This window comes from Rhizobium leguminosarum, assembly GCF_002953715.1.
GTDB classification, from domain to species: domain Bacteria; phylum Pseudomonadota; class Alphaproteobacteria; order Rhizobiales; family Rhizobiaceae; genus Rhizobium; species Rhizobium leguminosarum_V.
Map to the genome: position 1 here is coordinate 2,966,838 of NZ_CP025012.1, position 20,670 is coordinate 2,987,507.

A 20,670-nucleotide genomic window follows, 5' to 3' on the forward strand; every position below is an offset into this window, starting at 1 on the left:
ACGTTTCCATGTCCTTGGTGCACATCGCGCTGTCATGGCATAATGCGGAAGCAGGAAGGGAGACCCGGCAGCGCCGGGTTTCGCCTTTCGATCGCCCGATTGTCGGAATCGTGTTTCCGGTTGCGTTGTTTGCCGCCTGGGAAATCCTCGTTCGTGCGGGAATAGTCGGAGGTCGTTTGATGCCCCCGCCCTCGAAAATTCTCTATACGGTCTATGCGCTGGCGGCCTCCGGCGATCTGGCAACGCATGTCGGCGCGACGCTGCGCAGAGTGGCGATCGGCTTCGCCTTCGGGTCCCTGGCGGGGACCGCTCTTGGGGCGCTGACCGGGTACTCCAAACCGCTCGCACGTCTGCTGGATCCGACCCTGCAGGCTCTGAGAGCCATTCCCTCCATTGCCTGGGTGCCGCTGTTCATCCTGTGGTTCGGTATTTTCGAAGCCTCCAAAGTCGCCCTGATTGCCGTTGGCGTCTTCTTCCCGGTCTATCTAGGAGTCTATGGCGCCGTCGTCGGCGTCGACAGGCGCATCGTAGAGGTCGGTCGCGTCTTTCGGCTTTCGGGCTTCGAGCTCATTCGTCTGATCCTGCTGCCGGCGGTCCTTCCGGACTTTATCCTTGCCCTGCGCGCAGGCCTGGGCCTCGGTTGGATGTTCGTCGTTGCGGCGGAATTCATGGGCGCATCCGAAGGTCTGGGATATCTTCTGGTGGATGGTCAGCAACTCGGAAAGCCGGATCAGATCCTGGCGGCTATTTTGATCTTTGCCGTTGGCGGCAAGGCGACCGATAGCCTGCTTCTGATTGCGAGCGCGCCGTTCCTGCGCTGGCGCGACACCCATGCGAGCGGGATCTGACATGCTTGACATCCGCTCCCTATCCAAGATCTATCCCAACGGAATACATGCTCTGCAAGACTTCTCCCTCAGTATCGGCAAGGGAGAGTTGGTCGCGGTCATCGGAGGATCGGGTTGCGGCAAGAGCACCCTTCTGAGACTGTTGTCGGGCCTCGAAGCCCCTACACAGGGCGAAATCAGCTTGGAGGGACGGCTGCTGACAGAGCCGGACTCGCTCGTGAATATCGTCTTCCAGGAGCCCCGGCTCTTTCCATGGCTGACAGTCGCGGACAATATCGGTTTCGGCCTGCGCCATCTGGCAAGCAGCGAACGGGATGAGCAGGTGTCGACGGCCCTGGAGAAGATTGGCCTTCGCGGCTACGAGAAGCGCTGGATAAAGGAGCTGTCCGGCGGGCAGGCGCAACGCGTGGCCTTGGCGCGAGCACTCGTGACGAAGCCGGCCGTTCTGCTATTGGACGAGCCCTTCTCCGCACTCGATGCGATGACGCGTGTCGAACTCCAGGATCATCTGATCAATCTATGGCGCGTGAATGCCACGACGATGCTGCTCGTCACGCACGATATCGAAGAGGCAGCCTTTTTGGCGGATCGCGTCGTCGTGATGCGCCCCTGGCCGGGACGCGTTCTAGAGGTGGTCGATATAGGCCTGCCGCGACAACGCAATCGCATGTCGAACGAATTGGCCGAAGTCAAAAGGCGTCTTTCCGACCTTCTGGCTCATTCTCTCAATGATGGCAGCCGCACGGCAAGCGCCTGAAAAATGAAATGCGTCGCGGAGCGAACCGGACGCACTTCGTTCGAGGATGCGGGAACTGTCAGGCTGCCGTCGCCATGCGGGCGGACGCCACCAGCCTCACCGGCAGTTTGCGCATCATTTCCTCGGCAAAACAGGTGGCATTTTCGCGGGCCTTGTCGAGGTTGCTGACGCGCGTCGGATCAATCGTGTGCAGCGTGCCGCCGCAGTCGAAGATGTCGCGAAAGGCGGAGCGTTCGATGATCGCCGTATCGAGCACCGGCACATGCCGCTCGCTGAGCAGTGACTTGACGACTTGCAGCGCCCGCGTCGTCACCATCGAATTGACGCGGGTGAGCACCACCGAATGGCCGATCTTGATGCCGGCCTTCTCGTCCAGATACTGCAGCAGTTCGAGCACCTGCGCACCGCCGCGCGCATCCATCGCACAGCCCTGAATGGGGATCAGCACGTGGTCGGACAGGCCAACGGCAGTGGCAAGCAGCGGATTGCGCGCACCCGGCAGGTCGACGATGAAATAGTCGGTATTGTGCTTGTTCTCGCTGATATGCACCGGCAGCGACGCGGTTGTGACGAAATCGATCACCGAAAGATTGGGCACATGACCTGATATTTCGTGCCAGCGCGAAATCCAGTGCTGCGGGTCGGCGTCGAGAATGGTGACGCGATAACCTTTGCGGGCAAGCTCGGTCGCGAGCAGCAGAACAGCGGTCGTCTTGCCGGCGCCGCCCTTGGTATTTGCGAATGTGATGACAGGCATGTTCGGTCCTCGGAAGGAATGGTGCGAGCCGGAATCGCTCTTTTACGCACCGTCGGAGCATCGTGCGGTTAATTCATTCTTTCTAATCATGGTTAACAAATTCGAAAGACGCGCGGCGAAATTGCAGCCGGTATTTTTCACATCCCTAAAAATAGGGATGCCGCCGGAACGAAAAAGGCCTGGGAAACCGAGGTTTTCCAGGCCAGTCTGTTGGTCCGCTCTTAAGTCGTCAGAAGCAATCTTTGAATAGTGCCTTGGTATTTTCAAGCGTCAGCGCAACCGGGTTGCCGCCGGCGCTCGGATCTTCGATCGCCATGGCCGATAATTCGTCGATGCGGTCGGCAGCGATTCCCATCGCCGATAGCGTCTCCGGCACGCCGAGTTCGGAGCGGAGCTTCAGCACATAGTCGTAGAACCCGTCGAACCCGCCCGAGATGCCGAGATAGGCGGCGGCGCGGCCGATCTTCTCCTCGATCACCTTGCGGTTGAAGCGCAACACCGCCGGCATTACCACCGCATTGGTCATGCCGTGATGGGTGTTGTAGACGGCGCCGATCGGGTGCGACAGCGCGTGGATGGCGCCGAGCCCCTTCTGGAAGGCGACCGCGCCCATGGCGGCGGCCGACATCATGTTGGCGCGGGCTTCCAGATCCGTGCCTTCCCTATAGGCGCGCGGCAGGAATTCCTTGACGAGGCGCATGCCTTCCAGCGCGATGCCGGCCGACATCGGGTGATAGAAGGGCGAGGAATAGGCCTCCAGGCAATGAGCGAAGGCATCCATGCCGGTGCCGGCCGTGATGATCTTCGGCATGCCGACCGTCAGTTCCGGATCGGAGATGACGACGCCAGGCAGGAACTTCGGATGAAAGATGATCTTCTTCACATGGGTTTCGGAATTGGTGATGACGCTGGCGCGCCCGACTTCCGAACCGGTGCCCGCCGTCGTCGGCACGGCGACGATCGGGGCGATGCCCTCCAGGCTCGCGCGCGTCCACCAGTCGCCGATATCTTCGAAGTCCCAGACCGGCCGCGTCTGGCCGGCCATGAAGGCGACGCACTTGCCGAGATCGAGGCCGGAGCCGCCACCGAAAGCAACGACGCCGTCATGGCCGCCGTCCTTGAAGGCCCTGACGCCGGCTTCGAGGTTCTTCTCGTTCGGGTTCGGATCGACATCGGCAAAGATCGCCCGGCCGAGACCGGCATCTTCGAGGATATCGAGCGCAGTCTTGGTGATCGCCATCGAGGCAAGGCCGCGGTCGGTGACGAGCAGCGGCTTCTTGATGCCCAGACTCTTGCAGGCGTCGGCCAGTTCCGTGATGCGGCCCCGGCCGAGCTTGACCGATGTCGGGTAGCTCCAATTTGCGGTGATGTTGCTGCTCATGCTGTGACTTTCTTCAGATGGAAGGATTTCGGGCGCGTCAGATTTTGGAAGCCGATGATCGACAGCGAGCCGCCGCGGCCGGTCTCCTTGACGCCGGTCCAGCAAAGTGCCGGGTCGAGATAGTCCGCGCGGTTCATGAAAACGGTGCCGGTTTCGATCTCGCGGCCGAACCGCCCTGCCCGCTCGACATCTTTGGTCCAGAGCGAGGCCGTCAGCCCGTACTGGCTGTCATTCATCAAAGCGAGTGCCTCCTCATCGCTCTTCACCTTCATGATGCCGACCGCCGGACCGAAAGTCTCTTCGCGCATGAAGGCCATGGAGTGGTCGACGTCGACGAGAATCTGCGGTGCAAGATAGGCGCCGCCGTCATCCTGGGGGAAAAGCTTGGGATCGACAAGCGCTTTGGCGCCCTTGGAAACCGCATCGGCGATCTGCTCGCGCACCACCTTGGCGAAGCGCTTATGTGCCATCGGCCCGAGCGACGTATCGGGATCGAGCGGATTGCCGAGCTTGTAGTTCGACACCCAGGCAACCGACTTCTCGACGAAGGCGTCATAAAGCGATTCATGCACGTAGATGCGCTCGATGCCGCAGCAGCACTGGCCGGAATTGTAGGTCGCGCCGTCCATCAGCGTGTCGACGGCTGCTTCGAGATCGGCGTCCTCCATGACATAACCCGGATCCTTGCCGCCGAGTTCGAGGCCGAGACCGGTGAAGGTGCCGGCGGCGGCCCGCTCCATCGACCGCCCGCCTTCGACCGATCCGGTGAAGTTGACGAAATTGAAGCTGCCGGCGGCAATCAGCGCCGACGTCGTTTCGTGATCGAGGAAGACGTTCTGGAACACATCTTCGGGAACGCCGGCTTCGGTGAAGGCCTGCACCAGCCGCTCGCCGACCAGCAGCGTCTGCGAGGCATGTTTCAGCACCACGGTATTGCCGGCCATCAATGCCGGCGCAATCGTGTTGATCGCCGTCATATAGGGATAGTTCCACGGCGCGACGACGAAGACGACGCCATGCGCCTCGCGCTCGATGCGGCGCTCGAAACGCTCGCTCTCCTCGACGACGAGAGGCGCCAGCGCATCCGCCGCGATCGAAGCGACATAGTTGGAGCGCTCGTTGAAGCCCTTGTATTCGCCGCCATACTTGACCGGCCGGCCCATCTGCCAGGCAAGCTCCGGCACGACGACGTCGGACATCTCGTTCAGCCGCGCAGCACCCTTCAGCACCAGTTGCACACGCTCTTCGAGCGGCCGTTTCGCCCAGGCCTTCTGCGCCTTGCGGGCGCGCGCCACCACGTCCTTGGCGGCATCGAAAGAAAGGGCGGCACGCTCGGCATAGACCGACCCGTCAACCGGTGAAATGCATTGGATCATTACCATGATCGATTCCTGTCCTCGTATTCTTCAAAATCTTTGCGAAGGCCGTAGCCCCCTCATCCGCCTGCCGGCACCTTCTCCCCGTAAACGGGGCGAAGGGGATATGCCGCACCGGCTTTCCCCAACATCGACGCTGCGTTTGGCACGTCCCCTCTCCCCGTTTTTACGGGGTGAGGGTTAGGGTGAGGGGCAGGCAAATCGCAAATGCCTATTAAGCCCTTTCGAAACCGCGCGCCACTTCCCAGTCGGTGATGCGGCGGTCGTATTCTTCCTGCTCCCATTCGGCAGCGCGGGTGTAATGGTCGATCACGTCGTCGCCGAAGGCTTTACGCAGCATCGCCGATTCCGTCATCTCCGTCGTGGCCGCACGCAGCGTACGCGGGATCTCACGAACGCCCTTGCCGCCATAGGCGTCGCCGACGAAGGGGGCTTCGAGTTCGAGCTTGTTCTCGATGCCGTCAATGCCGGCGGCAAGCAGCGCGGCGAAGGCGAGATAGGGATTGAGATCGGAGCCGCCGACGCGGCATTCGATACGAATTCCCTTGGTCTCCTCGCCGCAGAGCCGGTAGCCGGCGGTGCGGTTGTCTTTGCTCCAGATCGCCTTGGTCGGCGCAAACGTGCCGGCCATGAAACGCTTGTAGGAGTTGATGTAGGGCGCCAGGAAATAAGTGATCTCGCTCGCATGGGCGAGAAGCCCGGCGACGTAATTGTGCATCAGCGGCGACATGCCGTATTTGCCGGTATGGTCGAAGAACAGCGGCTTTTCCTCGAGGCTCCAGAGCGACTGGTGGATATGCGAGGAACTGCCGGCGGCATTGTAGTTCCACTTGGCGAGGAAAGTGATGGCTTTGCCCTTTGACCAGGCAATCTCCTTGCAGCCGTTCTTGATGATCGCGTGCCGGTCGGCCATGGCGAGCGCATCGGCGTAGCGCACATTGATCTCCTCCTGGCCGGCCGAAGCTTCGCCCTTGGAGTTCTCGACCGGGATGCCGGCGCCCTGCAACCCGGTGCGGATCGCCCGCATCACCTCTTCCTCCTTGGTGGTCTGGAAGATGTGGTAGTCCTCATTATAGGCGCTGGCGAGCTTGAGGTTGCGGTAGCCGGAAGCCTGCGCCGCCTCGTAGCTTTGGTCGAACAGGAAGAATTCGAGCTCGGAGGCCATGTAGGCCTTCATGCCCATATCCTCGAGCCGCTTCACCTGCTTCTTCAGGATCGCGCGCGGCGAGTGGGCGACCTCCTCGTGCGTATGATGGTCAAGCACGTCGCAGAGTACCAGCGCAGTGCCTTCGAGCCAGGGAATACGACGCAGCGTCGCAAGATCCGGCTTCATCGTGTAGTCGCCGTAGCCCTTCTCCCAGCTCGTCGCCTTGTAGCCGGAGACGGTCTCCATCTCCATGTCGGTGGCGATCAGGTAGTTGCAGCTGTGCGTTTCCTTCCAGGCGCTCTCGACGAAATATTCCGCCTGGAAGCGCTTGCCCATCAGCCGGCCCTGCATGTCCACCTGGCAGGCCAGAACCGTGTCGATGCGCCCTTCGGCAACATCCTTCCTGAGATCGTCGATTGTGTAGCTGCTGCTCATGATTGATCCGCCTGAATTGGATTGACAAAATCGGGGCAACGAAATCGCATGCGCTCGGCCGGACTTTGCGGCCCGATGCCTTTTCGTTGAACCGTGGTGGGGCCGCAGGATGCGGCCCCACCATTTGAGAGGGAAGCCTCGATGCTTAGTTTTCGCCGCTTTCGCCGACGGCTGCTTCGGCGGCCGCGATGTCGGCCTGGCGCTTCGCCACTTCGGCGCCGATCGGCGGCCCCTTGAAGCGCCGGCTTTCGAAACCGAACCAGACGATCGCGGTGAGCACCAGGAAGCCGACGGTAACGTAAAGCGCAATACCGTTCGGCGGCTGGATGCCGAGAATGAAGATCAGGATCATAGCGATGATCGTGAGCACGGCAAAGAGCTTGAAGACGCCTTCGCCGAGGTTCCATGGACCCATCTTGTCCCACTTCGATGTGCCCCAGGCGAAGAGGCCGAGCGTGATCGGAATCGCGAAGGAGAAGAACAGGAAGATGACAGTGCACGAGACAACGATCGTATAAACCGGCGTCTCACCGATTTTCATGAAGTCGAGTGAGGTAAACCAAACGAAAAGTACCGACAGGATGGAGCCAGTCCAGATCGCCGCCACCGGCGTGCGGTATTTCGGGCTGACCTTCGACAGCGCCTTTGATGCCGGCAGACCGCCGTCACGCGAGAAGGCAAAGATCATGCGCGAGACCGAGGTGACGGTCGCAAGACCGCACAGCCACTGGCTGACCAGGATCGCAAGATAGAGAATGTCCTTGACGATCGGGTTCACCTGGCTGTCCATTGCCCAGAAGAACACGTTCCAGCCCTGCTTTGCCGCATCGTCCATGTTCGGCAGCATCAGAACGAAGGCGCACAGCATGATGTAGCCGAAAAGAGCCGACCACAGGACGGAGGAGACCATGCCGCGCGGAACCGATTCGGCAGCCTTGACGGTCTCTTCCGATGTATGCGCCGAGGCGTCATAGCCGGTGATGGTGTAGATCGGCAGCAGCAGGCCGAGAAGGAAGACCCAGGCGCCCGAGGTGGAAGGCCAGACGTTGCCGCCGACTTCGCCGGAATAGTTGGCAAAAGTGAAAAGACGGCCGATCTCGTAGGAGGGCGCTGCGATGAGGCAGACGGCCGACAGCGCGATAGCGGTCGCGAAGATGAGATAACCCGAGAAATCGGTCAGCTTCGCGGTCAGTCCGATGCCCATGTGGTTCACGAGCGCCTGCGCTCCGGTGATGACCACGAGGAAGATGATGCGCACTGCTATCGTGTCGGTCAGTCCGAAATAGCTGGTGCCGAACGACCCCATGAAGAAATAATAGGTGCCGACATTGATGGCGCCCAGCACTGTGACGAGACCGAGCAGGTTGAACCAGGCGGTCACCCAGCCGGTGAAACGGTTTCCGAGGATCGAGCTCCAGTGATAGAGGCCGCCGGCCGTCGGATAGGCCGAGCTGATCTGCGCCATGCCGATGGCGAAGACGAGCGAGATGAAGCAGCCGACCGGCCAGCCGATGCCGATGGCGGCGCCGCCGGCACCCGAGGTCGCCTGCGCCAGCGAATTGATGCCGCCGGAGAGGATGCAGATGATGGAGAACGACACGGCGAAGTTCGAGAATGAACTCATGCGTCGTTCGAGTTCCTGGGCATAGCCCATGGAATGCAGGATGTGCACATCCTGCTTCTTGTCCAGTTCGGTATAGTCCGACATGACTTCCCCCTGTTCACGATCGACCGCGGGATTGCGGGCCGATTCAGTGCCAATTGCCCGCGACATTTGCGCCGTGCGGACGTCCGCAGTTAAACTGCTCCCTCGGGTCTTCTTTTTATGTCAGGCGTCCAGGCTTTGCTGGAGCAACCCTTTCAGATAGTCGGCCATGACCCCTTGGCCGATATCGTCTGCGATGAGGTCATTGCGGACCTCGATCATCACATTGCGCAAGCCGTTCGAAAGCCCGTGCAGGATCAGCGTGTGGGTCACACCGTCCTCGGGCCCGTAAGGCTCGTTGCGTTCTGTCCTGTAAAGCGGCGCCTCGGCCGCAGCCTCCAGCATACGGTCGGCAAGCCGGCTGTCCTCATCGTGCAATATGCCGAGTTCGACGGCGCGTTCGCAGCCATGATAGACCGGCGTGAAGCTGTGCATCGTCACGATGATGCTGTCCTGCCCCCTCGCCCGGCGATCGCGGATCAGCCCGCGAATGGTGTCGTGGAAAGGCACGTAGAGCGAGTCGGTGCGCGCAAGCCGTTCTTCGAGGCTCAAATCCTTGTTGCCGGGAATGGCGTAGATCTCGCTGGTCTCCGGCATGGCGCCGGGTGAACTGGGCGGCCGGTTGCAGTCGTAGATAAGCCGCGAGAACCGCTGGTAAACGAGCGTCGCATCGAGCGCTTCCGATATGTTGCGGGCGACCGCAAGCGCGCCCGGGTCCCAGGCAATGTGACTGGAGAGCGCTTCGCTGGGCAGGCCGAGATTTCCGAAAACGGCCGGAAGCGCATTCGAAGCGTGCTCGCAGATGAGAAGCACCGGGCTCTGGCCACGGATGCGCTCGATCCCGACGCAGTCGCCGTCCGCTTCGCTGAGGATTTTCGACCGGGCCAGCACCAAAGGCGCCACTCCTTATCCCTTAACAAATTCCTTATGAAGAAAAGAATTCTTCAGGTTCCGGTCACTGTCAAGCGTCGACTGAAAATTTCTTTTCATGACAGTAGTTGACATGGATTATGACAGCGTTGTTAACTTTGAGTGGGAAAGTGGCGCCAGACCATCCCGGGGAGCATAGTTAAGTGACAGTTGCGTCGAAGACGGTTTCGGACGTCATACACTCGCATTTGGGGGTGTTGACGCGTGCCGAGAAGCAGCTTGCCGAAAGCCTGCTGGACAATTATCCGGTCTCCGGGCTCGGCAGTATAACCACCATCGCCGAAAACGCCGGCGTCTCGACGCCGACCGTCGTGCGCATGGTGCAGAAGCTCGGCTTCAAGGGCTATCCGGACTTTCAGGCGCATCTGCATCAGGAAGTCGAGGCGACGATCTCGAACCCGATCGCCAAGCACGACCGCTGGGCGCAGAACGCCCCGGGCACCCATATTCTCAACCGTTTCGCCGATGCGATCATGGGCAATCTGCGCCAGACGCTGACCGATCTCGACACCGCGACTTTCGACAGCGTCGCCGCGTTGCTCTCCGACCGCAAGCGCGGCCTTTATTTCGTCGGCGGCCGCATCACCGGCGCGCTTGCCGAGTATTTCTTCACCCATATGCAGGTCATCCGGCCGGCAACGACGCTGCTATCGTCGAACTCCAGCAGCTGGCCGCAATATGTCCTCAACATGAATGCCGGCGACATCCTGATCATCTTCGACATCCGCCGCTACGAGCAGGAGATGGTGAGCCTCGCCACCGCCGCCCGCAAGCGCGGCGCCGAAATCGTCGTCTTCACCGACCAGTGGGGCTCGCCCGCCGCCAAGCTCGCCAGGCATGCTTTTCGCGTCCGGATCGAGGCGCCGTCGGCCTGGGATTCCTCCGTCGTCACCCTTTTCATCGTCGAAGCACTGATCGAAGCCGTTCAGAATTCGACCTGGGACGAGACGAAGGAGCGCATGAAGACACTGGAAGGCCTGTTCGAGCAGACCAGGCTTTTCCGTAAACCCGGCTAGGAGGACAAGACTAAAACAGAAGAAAAACAATGACGGATTTTCACGGAACCATGGCGCGCTGTCGCAAATGAAACATTGCCGCAACCGCCTGCTATCTAGGGTGAAATGAACGTCATCCAATCGTCATACAAGCTTCACGTAAGCTCATTAACAGCATCGCCAGACACTGAAAACCCGAAGGAGAACAACAGTGATCTCTAACATTTCTCGACTACTGTCGCTTTCTACTGCGATGATCGTTGCTTCGACTGCGATTGCCGCTGCCGAGCCGAGCGCTGAACTTATCGCCGCCGCCAAGAAGGAAGGCACGCTGACGACGATCGCTCTTCCGCACGACTGGTGCGGCTACGGCGAGGTCATTGCCGGCTTCAAGGCCAAGTATGGCCTCGAGGTCAACGAGCTCAACCCGGATGCGGGTTCGGGCGACGAAGTCGAAGCCATCAAGGCCAACAAGGGCAACACCGGCCCGCAGGCTCCTGACGTCATCGACGTAGGCCTCTCTTTCGGCCCGTCTGCAAAGAAAGACGGCCTGATCCAGCCTTACAAGGTCTCCACCTGGGACTCCATCCCGGATACCGCCAAGGATGCCGAAGGCTACTGGTACGGCGACTATTATGGCGTTCTCTCGTTCCTCGTGAACAAGGATCTCGTCAAGGAATCGCCGGCCGACTGGGCCGACCTGAAGAAGAGCGACTACGCAAACACCGTCGCCCTCGCAGGCGATCCGCGTACCGCCAACCAGGCTGTCCAGGGCGTCTATGCGGCCGGTCTTTCCGCATCCGGCGGTGACGCTGCCAAGGCCGGCGAAGAAGGTCTGAAATTCTTCGCCGAATTGAACAAGAACGGCAATTTCGTGCCGGTCGTCGGCAAGGCGGCTCCGTTCGCCCAGGGCTCCACGCCGATCATCGTTGCCTGGGATTACAACGCCCTCTCCTGGGGCGAAAGCCTGAAAGGCAATCCTCCGTTCGAGGTCGTCGTTCCGAAGACCGGCGTCGTTGCCGGCGTCTACGTCCAGGCTATCTCCGCCTTCGCTCCGCACCCGAACGCTGCGAAGCTCTGGATGGAATACCTCTATTCCGACGAAGGTCAGCTCGGCTGGCTGAAGGGCTATTGCCACCCGATCCGCTTCAACGATCTTGCCAAGAACAACAAGATCCCGAAGGAACTGCTCGACAAGCTGCCGCCGGCTGCAGCCTATGAAAAGGCTGTTTTCCCGACACTCGAAGAGCAGTCCGCTGGCAAGGAAGCCATCACCAAGAACTGGGATTCCGTTGTCGGCGCCGCCGTCAAGTAACCTCTGATCCTGCCTCCCCGCCGCAAGGCGGGGAGGTTTTCTCACTCCGACGCCCCAGGATGAGCTTTTCCATGAGCACCGTTTCAACGCCTATGGTGCGCAGTGCCCCCTTGATCAACAGAGATCGCGTGATCGACTGGCTGGGCATTGCACCCTTCATCATTTTCTCCCTGCTGTTCCTGATCATCCCCACGCTTTATCTTGTGGCGGGCGCATTCCTGACGCCCGAGGGCGATTTGACGCTGAAGAACATCGGTGATCTCTTTACCCCATCCATCATGAGCGCCTACTCGATCAGTATCCGTGTGTCGGTAGCGTCGGCTCTGGGCGGTGCGCTGATCGGCTTCTTCCTCGCCTGGGCCGTCGTGCTCGGCGGCCTGCCCGCGTCCGTGCGTTCGACGCTGCTGACCTTCTCCGGCGTCGCCTCGAATTTCGCCGGCGTGCCGCTTGCCTTCGCCTTTCTCGCAACGCTCGGCCGCACCGGGCTTGTGACGATTTTCCTGCGCGAATGGTTCGGCTTCAATCTCTACGGCACCGGCTTTAATCTGCTGTCCTTCCTCGGCCTCACCATCACCTACATGTATTTCCAGATCCCGCTGATGGTGCTGATCCTGACGCCGGCCCTCGACGGCATGAAGAAGGAATGGCGCGAAGCCTCGCAAATCCTTGGCGCCACCAACCGCCAGTACTGGACCATGGTCGCGCTGCCGATCCTTTGGCCGAGCCTGCTCGGCACGACGTTGCTGCTCTTCGCCAACGCCTTCGGCGCCATCGCCACCGCTTTCGCGCTGACCGGCAGCTCGCTGAACATCGTGCCGATCCTGCTCTATGCGCAGATCCGCGGCGACGTTCTGCACAATGCCAACCTCGGTTACGCCATCGCGCTCGGCATGATCGTCATCACCGGCGTCTCCAACGTCCTTTACCTCATGCTGCGCATGCGCGCCGAACGGTGGCAGAAATGAAAGCTCAACGTCTCGGAGCCTGGATCGCCGTCATTCTGGGTGCATCCTATTTCGTCATCCCGTTGATCGGCACAATCGAGTTTTCGTTGCGCATGCGCCGCGGCGAATACAGCCTCGATGCTTATGAGTCGGTCTTCTCCGACATTCAGTTCCGCGAGACCTTCGGCTATTCCATGGCGATGGCGTTGCTCACCATCGTCTTCGGCATGCTGCTCGTCGTACCGACGGCCTATTGGGTGCGGCTGCGCCTGCCGCAGATGCGTCCGGTCGTCGAATTCATCACCCTGCTACCGCTCGTCATTCCGGCGATCGTCATCGTCTTCGGTTACCTCAGGATGTATAATTCGTCGTCCTACCTGCCGCTGACGGGTTCAACGACCGGCACCAACATCCTGCTGGTCTTCTCCTATATCACCCTGTCCCTGCCCTACATGTACCGCGCCGTCGATACCGCCATGCGCGCCATCGACGTCCGCACGCTGACGGAAGCGGCCGAAAGCCTCGGCGCCCGCTGGACGACCATCATGTTCAAGTGCATTTTCCCGAATGTCATGAGCGGCGTGCTCTCAGGCGCTTTCATCACGCTCGCGATCGTCATGGGCGAATTCACCTTTGCCGCACTTCTGAACCGTCCGGCCTTCGGTCCCTACCTGCAGCTCGTCGGCGCCAACAAGGCCTATGAGCCTTCGGCGCTTGCCGTCATCGCCTTCTCGATCACCTGGCTCAGCATGGGCCTGCTCAACCTCGTTTCCCGCTTCGGCAAAGCCGCCCCGGCAAAGGCTTAAGGTATCTGGCTCATGTCTTTTCTCACGCTGAACAACATTCAGAAATCCTTCGGCCCTGTGCAGGTCGTCAAGAACTTCAACATGACGATCGAGAAGGGTGAGTTCATCTCCTTCCTCGGGCCGTCAGGCTGCGGCAAGACAACCGTTCTGCGCATGATCGCCGGCTTTGAAACGCCGACCGGCGGCACGCTGACCATCAACGGCAAGGATCAAAGCTCGCTGAAGCCGAACCAGCGCAATATCGGCATGGTGTTCCAGGCCTACGCGCTGTTCCCCAACATGACGGTACACGACAATGTCGCCTTCGGTCTCAAGGTCGCCGGCGCCCCAAAACCTGAGATCGACGCCCGCGTCAAGGAAATGCTCGGCCTGATCAAGCTCGATCACCTGGCCGACCGCTTCCCCTATCAGCTGTCGGGCGGCCAGCAGCAGCGAGTCGCCCTTGCCCGTGCGCTCGCCGTCAAGCCGCAGGTGTTGCTGCTCGACGAGCCGCTCTCCGCACTCGACGCCAAGATCCGCGTGTCGCTGCGCGAGGAAATCCGCCAGATCCAGCAGCAGCTCGGCATCACCACGGTCTTCGTCACCCATGATCAGGAAGAAGCCCTGTCGATCTCCGACCGCATCGTCGTCATGAATGCCGGCAAGGCCGACCAGATCGGTTCGCCCTTCGAGATCTACAATACGCCGGCAACGCGCTTCGTCGCCTCCTTCGTCGGCACGCTGAACCTCATCGAGGCCAAGGTCGTCGATCCAAATACCAACCGCATCCAGATCGGCGATCAGGGCATAACGCTGAAGCAGTCGGTCGCGGCCCACAAGGCCGGCGAAACCATTTCGCTGGCGCTGCGTCCAGAAGCCGGCTCCCTCTCCGACAGCGTCAAGAGCGACACGGCGCTGACAGGTCAGGTCGTTTCGGCCCATTTTCTGGGGTCGGTCATCCGCACCCGCATGAATGTCGGCGGCAACGTCATCTCCTTCGACATGTTCAACAGCCCGGGCACCAACCCGCCACAGGCCGGCGAAACGGTAACGCTGCGCTTCATGGCAGCCGACCTGCTGATCATCCGCGATTAATCCGCTAACGCAGATCTGACCTGGAAGGCGCCGCCGAGGCGGCGCTTTTTTCATTTCAGGCCGGCCGACCTGTCAGCAAACGTGATGCAGCCATCACCGCAAAACACTTGAACTCTGCCCGCTCAGTGCCAGAAGTTGAGCGAACCAAATGCGCCGGGCAGCCCTCTGTCCGGCATTTTACGCGATGGGATATGTCAATGATTACCTGCCACCTGCGTTATGTGATCGATCCGTACAAGCTTGCCGAATTCGAGGAATATGCCCGGCTCTGGATCCCGATCGTCAACAGGATGGGCGGCACCCATCACGGTTATTTCCTGCCGTCCGAAGGCGCCAACAACATTGCCGTTGCCTTGTTTTCCTTCCCGAGCCTTGCCGCCTACGAGGACTATCGCACACGCATGGCAAGCGATCCGGAATGTCAGGCCGCTTTCGAACTCGACAAACGCAACCGCAGTATCGTCAGCTATGAACGCAGCTTCATGCGGCCAGTACTCGGCTGATCGAACCGCGCACGACCGGAAATGAAAAAGCCCCGCCAGGCTGGCTGGCGGGGCTTTTTCGTTCTGTCATGCGCTTATCGGATCGCCTGGTCGTCGACGTCGAAGCGGTGCACATGCGCCTGGTCAGGCGTCGCATAGACGATCTCGTCCGGCTCATACTGGTGCTCGCCGAACAGGCGCGCGGTCAACAGGCCGCATTGATCAGATTCCAGATAGATGATCGTGTCGGCGCCGAGATGCTCGACATGCACGACCTTCGCAGCCCAAGTCCCCTGTTCGCGCGACAACGTCAGGTGTTCGGGACGCACGCCGATCGTCTTGGCGCTGTGATCGCCGACCTTCTCGGCCGCGATGAAATTCATCTGCGGCGAGCCGATGAAGCCGGCAACGAAGACATTGGCCGGTCGTTTGTAGAGTTCCATCGGCGAACCGATCTGCTCGATCGCGCCGGCATTCAGCACCACGATCTTGTCGGCAAGCGTCATCGCCTCGACCTGGTCGTGGGTGACATAGATCATCGTCGCCTTCAGGCTGCGGTGCAGCCGGGCGATTTCGAGGCGGGTCTGGACGCGCAGCGCCGCATCGAGGTTCGACAGCGGTTCGTCGAACAGGAAGAGTTCCGGCTCGCGCACGATGGCACGGCCGATGGCGACGCGCTGGCGCTGGCCGCCGGAGAGCTCGGCCGGCCGCCGCGCCAGGTAGGGTTCCAGCGAAAGCATGCCGGATGCCTTGCCGACACGTTTGTCGATCTCGTCCTTGGCGGTGCCGGCCTGCTTGAGACCGAGCCCCATATTGTCCTTGACCGTCAGATGCGGATAGAGCGCGTAGGACTGAAACACCATGGCGATGCCGCGCTTGGCCGGCGGCGTCAGCGTCTCATCGCGGCCATTGATGACGACAGCGCCCGACGTAACGTCTTCGAGGCCTGCAATGCTACGCAGCAGCGTCGATTTCCCGCAGCCTGACGGCCCGACGAAGATGACAAATTCGCCGTCCTTGACCTCGAGGTCGATGCCTTTCAGCACCTCATGCGTGCCATAGGTCTTGCGGATGGATTTGAGTTGAAGCGATCCCACTGTCTTTCCCTTACAATCTGACCGGCTGACCGGTACGCACGCTCTCGTCGGCGGCAAGGCAGATGCGTAGCGACGCCACCGCATCCGCCATATGGCGGTCGAGGTCCAGATCCTCGCGGATCGCCCTCAGCATGAAGGCCTGTTCCAGGTCGCAGAGCGCCTGATGGCCGGGTTCGCCTTCCATCGTCATGTCCTGGTCGGGTCGGATGAACTTGCCGTCAGGTCCCGTCTCGGCCGTGTGCAGACGGATCACCGAGGTCTTGGTGTGCGTGTCGATATCGTCGGACTTGGCGTTCGGATCCATGACGATCGACACGGCGCCTTTCGGCGACATCACATCCTTCACGAAGAAAGCGGTTTCCGAGATCATCGGTCCCCAGCCGGCCTCGTACCAGCCGATCGAACCGTCCTCGAACAGCACCTGCAGGTGACCGTAATTATACATGTCGGCGGCGATCTCGTCGGACATGCGCAGCCCCATGCCGCGCACCTCGACAGCCTTGGCGTCGGTGATCTGGCACATGACGTCGACATAATGCACGCCGCAATCGACGATCGGCGAGGTGGTGCGCATCAGCGATTTGTGCGTCGCCCAGGTCGGGCCGCTGGACTGCTGGTTGAGGTTCATGCGGAAGACGTAAGGCGGGCCGAGCTTGCGCGCCTCTTCAATCAGCTTCATCCAGGAAGGATGATGGCGAAGGATATAACCGATCACCAGCTTGCGCCCCGCCTTCCCCGCTGCTGCGACGACGCGTTTGGCATCGGCGACGGTGGTTGCCAGCGGCTTTTCCACGAAGACATCACAGCCGGCCTCGAAGGCGGCGACCGCATAATCGGCATGGCTGTCGGAGTAGGTGTTGATCGAGCAGAGGTCCGGCTTCAGCTCGGCGAGCGCCGTCGTGAAGTCGGGATGGATCGTATAGCCCTGCAGCTCGGGCTCCAATTGCGGCGTCGAGCGGTTGACGAGGCCGACGATCTCAAAGCCCGGATTGTTGTGATAGGCGAGCGCGTGGCTGCGGCCCATATTGCCGAGGCCGGCAACGAGGACACGGATCGGCTTTTCGGATTGGCTCACTTGACGGCTCCTGACGTGATGCCGCGGATCAGCTGCCGCGAGAAGATGACGTAGAGGACGAGGATCGGCAGGATCGCCAGCGACAGCGCCGCCAGCACCGCGTTCCAGTTGGTGACGAACTGGCCGATGAAGATCTGCGAGCCGAGCGTCACCGTCTTGGTGGCCTCGGAGGGTGCGAGGATCAGCGGGAACCAGAGATCGTTCCAGATCGGGATCATCGTGAAGACGGCGACCGTCGCCATGGCCGGGCGCACCAGCGGCAGCACCAGGCGGAAGAAGATCGCATATTCGGAAAGCCCGTCGATGCGCCCGGCATTCTTCAGATCGTCCGAAACCGTGCGCATGAATTCCGACAGGATGAAGATCGCCAGCGGTATGCCCTGCGCGGTATAGACGAGGACCAGCGCCGTCAGCGTATTGACGAGGCCGGCCGCAACCATACCCTGCAGGATCGCCACCGTGCCGAGACGGATCGGGATCATGATGCCGATCGCCATGTAGAGACCAAGCAGCATATTGCCGCGGAAGCGATACTCCGAGAGTGCAAAGGCCGCCATGGCGCCGAAGAGCAGCACCAGCAGGATCGAGACGATCGTGACGATGAAGCTGTTCTGGAAATAGATGGCGAAATCGCCCTGCCCGAGCACCGTCTGATAGCCGACGAGGCTGAAGGTCGATGGCGTCGGGATCATCAGCGGCTCGCGGAAGATCGAGGCACGATCCTTGAACGAGTTGACGATGGTCAGAAACACCGGAAACAGCGCGACCAGCGTATAGGCGCTGAGCGCCAGATGCACGAGGCCGGTGCGGATGGGAGATGTGCGTGCCTTGGACATGCGCGCTCCTCAGAACTGGTAGCGACGCATGCGCCGCTGGATGACGAAGAGATAAAGCGAGACGCCGGCGAGGATGATGAGGAACATCACCGTGGCAATCGTCGCGCCCATCGAGCGGTCGCCGAGCTGAAGCTGGAAACCGAAGAAGGTGCGGTAGAGCAACGTGCCGAGAATGTCGGTCGACATGTCAGGCCCGGCAAGTGCCCCCTGCACGGTGTAGATCAGGTCGAAGGCGTTGAAATTGCCGACGAAAGTCAGGATCGAGATAATGCCGATCGCCGGCAGGATGAGCGGCAGCTTGATTTTCCAGAATTGGGCCCAGCCGGTGATGCCGTCGCATTCGGCCGCCTCGATCACCTCTTCGGGGATGCTCAGCAGTGCGGCATAGATCAGCATCATCGGAATGCCGATATATTGCCAGTTCGAGATCAGCGACACCGCGATCAGCGCCGAACCGGACTTACCGAGCCAAGGTGCGAACAGGAATTTCAAGCCGATAAGATCGAGCATCCAGGGAGCCACGCCCCAGATCGGCGAGAGGATGAGCTTCCAGATGAAGCCGACAATGACGAAGGAGAGCAGAGTCGGCAGGAACATCGCCGTGCGATAGAAGGCGACGCCGCGCAACTTTGGCACCGAAAGCAGGGCGGCAAGGGCCACGCCGATCGGGTTCTGCACGCACATATGGATGGCAAAGAAGATCAGGTTATTGACAAGGGCATTCCAGAAATCGCGCGCCCAGCGCGCATCGCCGAACAGCACTTTGAAATTCGCCAGTCCGACGAAGGCCGGTTGCCCGTCGACCGTATTGTAGAGCGACAGCCGAAGAGTTTCGATGAGCGGCAGCACCATGACCGCGGAATAGACGATCAGGGCCGGCAGCATGAAGACGAAAATGTGCCAGCGCACCGGGCGCTTGATCGGGACGATATCAGCCGCGTTGTCGGTTTCGCTCATGGCTTTTGCCTGTTCTTGTCGACTGGCTGCAAGGGCAGCACAGGTGGAAAACGTTGCGCCTCACCCTAACTCTCTGCCACCTGGGAAGAGAGGGAACACGCCCTGTTGAGATGCTATCGGGCTGGGAGGTCGCTGCGAGTCTCCTTCTCCCCGCGAGCGGGGAGAAGGTGGCCGGAAGGCCGGATCAGGGGCTGCAAACGCCGCCCCTGATCACATCACTTGGCCGGCTTGAACCAGCTGTCGAGGCCCTTCTGGAGCTTTTCGGCAGCAACCGCAGGCGTATCCGTGCCGTTGATCACATTGGCCGATTCGACCCAGGTCTCGTTTTCGAGGTTCGGCGTGCCGCGCGACAGGATCTGATAGGTCGAGCGCACCGTCGACTTGTACGGGCCGCGCCAGGAAACGAATTCCTGAGCGAGCGGATCGGACATCTTGACCGGGTTGGAATTCAGGCTGAAGAAGCCCGGCAGCGCGTTGGCGTAGATATCGGCGAACTCAGGCGAAGCGACCCAGCTGAGGAACTTCTTGGCTTCCTCGGCATGCGTGCTCTTGGTGTTCAGGGCGACACCGATATCCGGATGGTCGGAGATGTAGCCCGTGTCGCCGGCCTTCGGAACCGGCGGCGGGAAGGCGCCCATCTTGAACTGTGCCTGGCTGTTGAACAGCGAGATTTCCCACGAGCCGGCCGGATAGATCGCGGCACGACCGAGCGTGAACAGGTTCTGGCTGTCGGAGTAGGTCTGCGCTTCGAAGCCGTCGCCGAGATAGGGCTTCCACTTGGCAAGCTCTTCATAGGGCTTGACCCAGTCGGCGTCGGTCAGCTTCTGCTTGCCGGCGATCAGGGCGGCGCGGCCGTCCTCACCCTTCCAGTAGTTCGGGCCGATATTCTGGTAGCCCATGGTAGCGGCTTCCCAGAGGTCCTTCGTGCCCATGGCGAGCGGAATGTAGGTGCCGTCGGCCTTGATCTTGTCGAGCGCTGCGTAAAACTCGTCCTGGGTCTTCGGCACGGAGATGCCGAGCTTGTCGAAGGCATCCTTGTTGTAGATGAAACCGTGGATGACAGAAGCCATCGGCACGCAGAAGGTCGACTTGCCGTCATCGGTGCTCCAGGCAGCCTTGGCGACCGGCGAGAAGTTCTCCATACCAGGCAGGCTGGTGATGTCGACGAGCTGCTTCTTGTTGAAGAGTTCGAGCGAAGCGTCGAACGGACGGCAGGTGATGATATCGCCTGCGGAGCCGGCATCGAGCTTGGCGTTCAGCGAGGCGTTGTATTCGGTCGGCGCGGTCGGCGAGAAGACGATCTTGATGCCCGGGTTCTTGGCTTCGAAAGCCGGGATGATCTTTTCCTGCCAGATCTGCAGGTCGTCGTTACGCCAGCTTTCGACCGTCAGCGTGACGTCGGCGGCGTGGACGAGACCCGCTGAACTCAGCAGACTGGAGGCAAGCAGCAGGCTTTTCAGAGCAGTGTTTTTCATTTCCCTCTCCTGTTTTAAGCGCCGCAAGGCGCTGTTTTCGATCTGAAACAAGCAATTGGCGTGTTTGAGGTAACACCCAACGCCCCTTGGAGGACCGCCAGCAATGCCGGTCCCGAAAGCTCGACGGACACGAAGGCGGATCGCCTGCGTCCGGACTGCGCGCCTTCCCGGCGGCTGCACCGGGGACGGCGAAATGATGGGGAAAGCCGATAGATGCCCGAATTCGCCACCAGCTTGATGGGCCGGGGGTCGTTCTCTCGATCATCCTCGAAGCGGTT

General features: G+C 60.8%; 19 protein-coding genes. 8 read left to right on the forward strand and 11 right to left on the reverse strand.

Annotation, left to right across the window (positions count from 1 at the left end; all coding sequences use genetic code 11):
• The first annotated feature begins 8 nt into the window (after window positions 1–8).
• Together CUJ84_RS15005 and CUJ84_RS15010 are read left to right on the forward strand one after the other, a co-directional pair.
• Window positions 9–848, forward strand: a complete 840-nt coding sequence (locus CUJ84_RS15005) for an ABC transporter permease (protein ID WP_105006793.1) — start codon at window positions 9–11, stop codon at window positions 846–848.
• 1 nt (window position 849) lies between these two features.
• Window positions 850–1,605: an ABC transporter ATP-binding protein gene (locus CUJ84_RS15010; protein WP_105006794.1), complete on the forward strand. Its 756-nt coding sequence runs from the start codon at window positions 850–852 to the stop codon at window positions 1,603–1,605.
• Between the two features lie 58 nt (window positions 1,606–1,663).
• Here CUJ84_RS15010 and CUJ84_RS15015 read toward each other — a convergent pair whose 3' ends face one another.
• The 6 genes from CUJ84_RS15015 to CUJ84_RS15040 all read right to left on the reverse strand — a co-directional run bounded on the left by CUJ84_RS15015 (window position 1,664) and on the right by CUJ84_RS15040 (window position 9,300).
• Window positions 1,664–2,362: a ParA family protein gene (locus tag CUJ84_RS15015; RefSeq protein ID WP_105006795.1), complete on the reverse strand. Its 699-nt coding sequence runs from the start codon at window positions 2,360–2,362 to the stop codon at window positions 1,664–1,666.
• A 229-nt stretch (window positions 2,363–2,591) separates the two neighbouring features.
• Window positions 2,592–3,743: an iron-containing alcohol dehydrogenase gene (locus CUJ84_RS15020; RefSeq protein ID WP_105006796.1), complete on the reverse strand. Its 1,152-nt coding sequence runs from the start codon at window positions 3,741–3,743 to the stop codon at window positions 2,592–2,594.
• On the reverse strand, window positions 3,740–5,125 hold the full coding sequence (locus CUJ84_RS15025; RefSeq protein ID WP_105006797.1) for an aldehyde dehydrogenase family protein: 1,386 nt from the start codon (window positions 5,123–5,125) through the stop codon (window positions 3,740–3,742). Before CUJ84_RS15025 ends, CUJ84_RS15020 begins: the two co-directional genes overlap by 4 nt.
• A 208-nt stretch (window positions 5,126–5,333) precedes the next feature.
• Window positions 5,334–6,701, reverse strand: coding sequence for a glutamine synthetase family protein (locus CUJ84_RS15030; RefSeq protein WP_105006798.1), 1,368 nt, complete (start codon window positions 6,699–6,701; stop codon window positions 5,334–5,336).
• Between the two features lie 145 nt (window positions 6,702–6,846).
• The gene (locus CUJ84_RS15035) at window positions 6,847–8,409 is read right to left on the reverse strand and encodes an amino acid permease (protein WP_024320756.1); all 1,563 of its coding nucleotides are present in this window, start codon (window positions 8,407–8,409) and stop codon (window positions 6,847–6,849) included.
• A 120-nt stretch (window positions 8,410–8,529) separates the two neighbouring features.
• Window positions 8,530–9,300 carry an N-formylglutamate amidohydrolase gene (locus tag CUJ84_RS15040; protein WP_105006799.1) on the reverse strand — a complete coding sequence of 257 codons (771 nt, stop codon included), beginning with the start codon at window positions 9,298–9,300 and terminating at the stop codon, window positions 8,530–8,532.
• A 179-nt stretch (window positions 9,301–9,479) separates the two neighbouring features.
• Here CUJ84_RS15040 and CUJ84_RS15045 point away from each other — a divergent pair, with 179 nt between their 5' ends.
• From CUJ84_RS15045 to CUJ84_RS15070, 6 genes are all read left to right on the forward strand, one after another.
• Window positions 9,480–10,352, forward strand: a complete 873-nt coding sequence (locus tag CUJ84_RS15045; RefSeq protein ID WP_105006800.1) for a MurR/RpiR family transcriptional regulator — start codon at window positions 9,480–9,482, stop codon at window positions 10,350–10,352.
• Window positions 10,353–10,542: 190 nt separating this feature from the next.
• Window positions 10,543–11,646 (forward strand): ABC transporter substrate-binding protein, encoded by a 1,104-nt coding sequence (locus CUJ84_RS15050; RefSeq protein ID WP_024320753.1) that lies wholly within the window; start codon window positions 10,543–10,545, stop codon window positions 11,644–11,646.
• Between the two features lie 71 nt (window positions 11,647–11,717).
• Window positions 11,718–12,611, forward strand: coding sequence for an ABC transporter permease (locus CUJ84_RS15055; RefSeq protein ID WP_105008201.1), 894 nt, complete (start codon window positions 11,718–11,720; stop codon window positions 12,609–12,611).
• Window positions 12,608–13,396 (forward strand): ABC transporter permease, encoded by a 789-nt coding sequence (locus CUJ84_RS15060; RefSeq protein ID WP_026171051.1) that lies wholly within the window; start codon window positions 12,608–12,610, stop codon window positions 13,394–13,396. Before CUJ84_RS15055 ends, CUJ84_RS15060 begins: the two co-directional genes overlap by 4 nt.
• A gap of 12 nt (window positions 13,397–13,408) precedes the next feature.
• Window positions 13,409–14,470, forward strand: a complete 1,062-nt coding sequence (locus CUJ84_RS15065) for an ABC transporter ATP-binding protein (RefSeq protein ID WP_105006801.1) — start codon at window positions 13,409–13,411, stop codon at window positions 14,468–14,470.
• A gap of 197 nt (window positions 14,471–14,667) precedes the next feature.
• Complete coding sequence (locus tag CUJ84_RS15070; protein ID WP_012758329.1) at window positions 14,668–14,973, forward strand: NIPSNAP family protein; 306 nt, start codon at window positions 14,668–14,670, stop codon at window positions 14,971–14,973.
• 74 nt (window positions 14,974–15,047) lie between these two features.
• Here the strand turns inward: CUJ84_RS15070 and CUJ84_RS15075 are convergent, their stop codons facing one another.
• The 5 genes from CUJ84_RS15075 to CUJ84_RS15095 all read right to left on the reverse strand — a co-directional run bounded on the left by CUJ84_RS15075 (window position 15,048) and on the right by CUJ84_RS15095 (window position 20,392).
• Window positions 15,048–16,049 carry an ABC transporter ATP-binding protein gene (locus tag CUJ84_RS15075; protein ID WP_017988986.1) on the reverse strand — a complete coding sequence of 334 codons (1,002 nt, stop codon included), beginning with the start codon at window positions 16,047–16,049 and terminating at the stop codon, window positions 15,048–15,050.
• Between the two features lie 10 nt (window positions 16,050–16,059).
• Window positions 16,060–17,073 (reverse strand): Gfo/Idh/MocA family protein, encoded by a 1,014-nt coding sequence (locus CUJ84_RS15080; protein ID WP_245457560.1) that lies wholly within the window; start codon window positions 17,071–17,073, stop codon window positions 16,060–16,062.
• A 47-nt stretch (window positions 17,074–17,120) separates the two neighbouring features.
• Window positions 17,121–17,960, reverse strand: a complete 840-nt coding sequence (locus CUJ84_RS15085; RefSeq protein ID WP_027683700.1) for a carbohydrate ABC transporter permease — start codon at window positions 17,958–17,960, stop codon at window positions 17,121–17,123.
• A 9-nt stretch (window positions 17,961–17,969) separates the two neighbouring features.
• Window positions 17,970–18,917 carry a carbohydrate ABC transporter permease gene (locus tag CUJ84_RS15090; RefSeq protein ID WP_003561123.1) on the reverse strand — a complete coding sequence of 316 codons (948 nt, stop codon included), beginning with the start codon at window positions 18,915–18,917 and terminating at the stop codon, window positions 17,970–17,972.
• A 215-nt stretch (window positions 18,918–19,132) separates the two neighbouring features.
• Window positions 19,133–20,392: an ABC transporter substrate-binding protein gene (locus CUJ84_RS15095; protein ID WP_105006803.1), complete on the reverse strand. Its 1,260-nt coding sequence runs from the start codon at window positions 20,390–20,392 to the stop codon at window positions 19,133–19,135.
• Window positions 20,393–20,670: the final 278 nt, after the last annotated feature.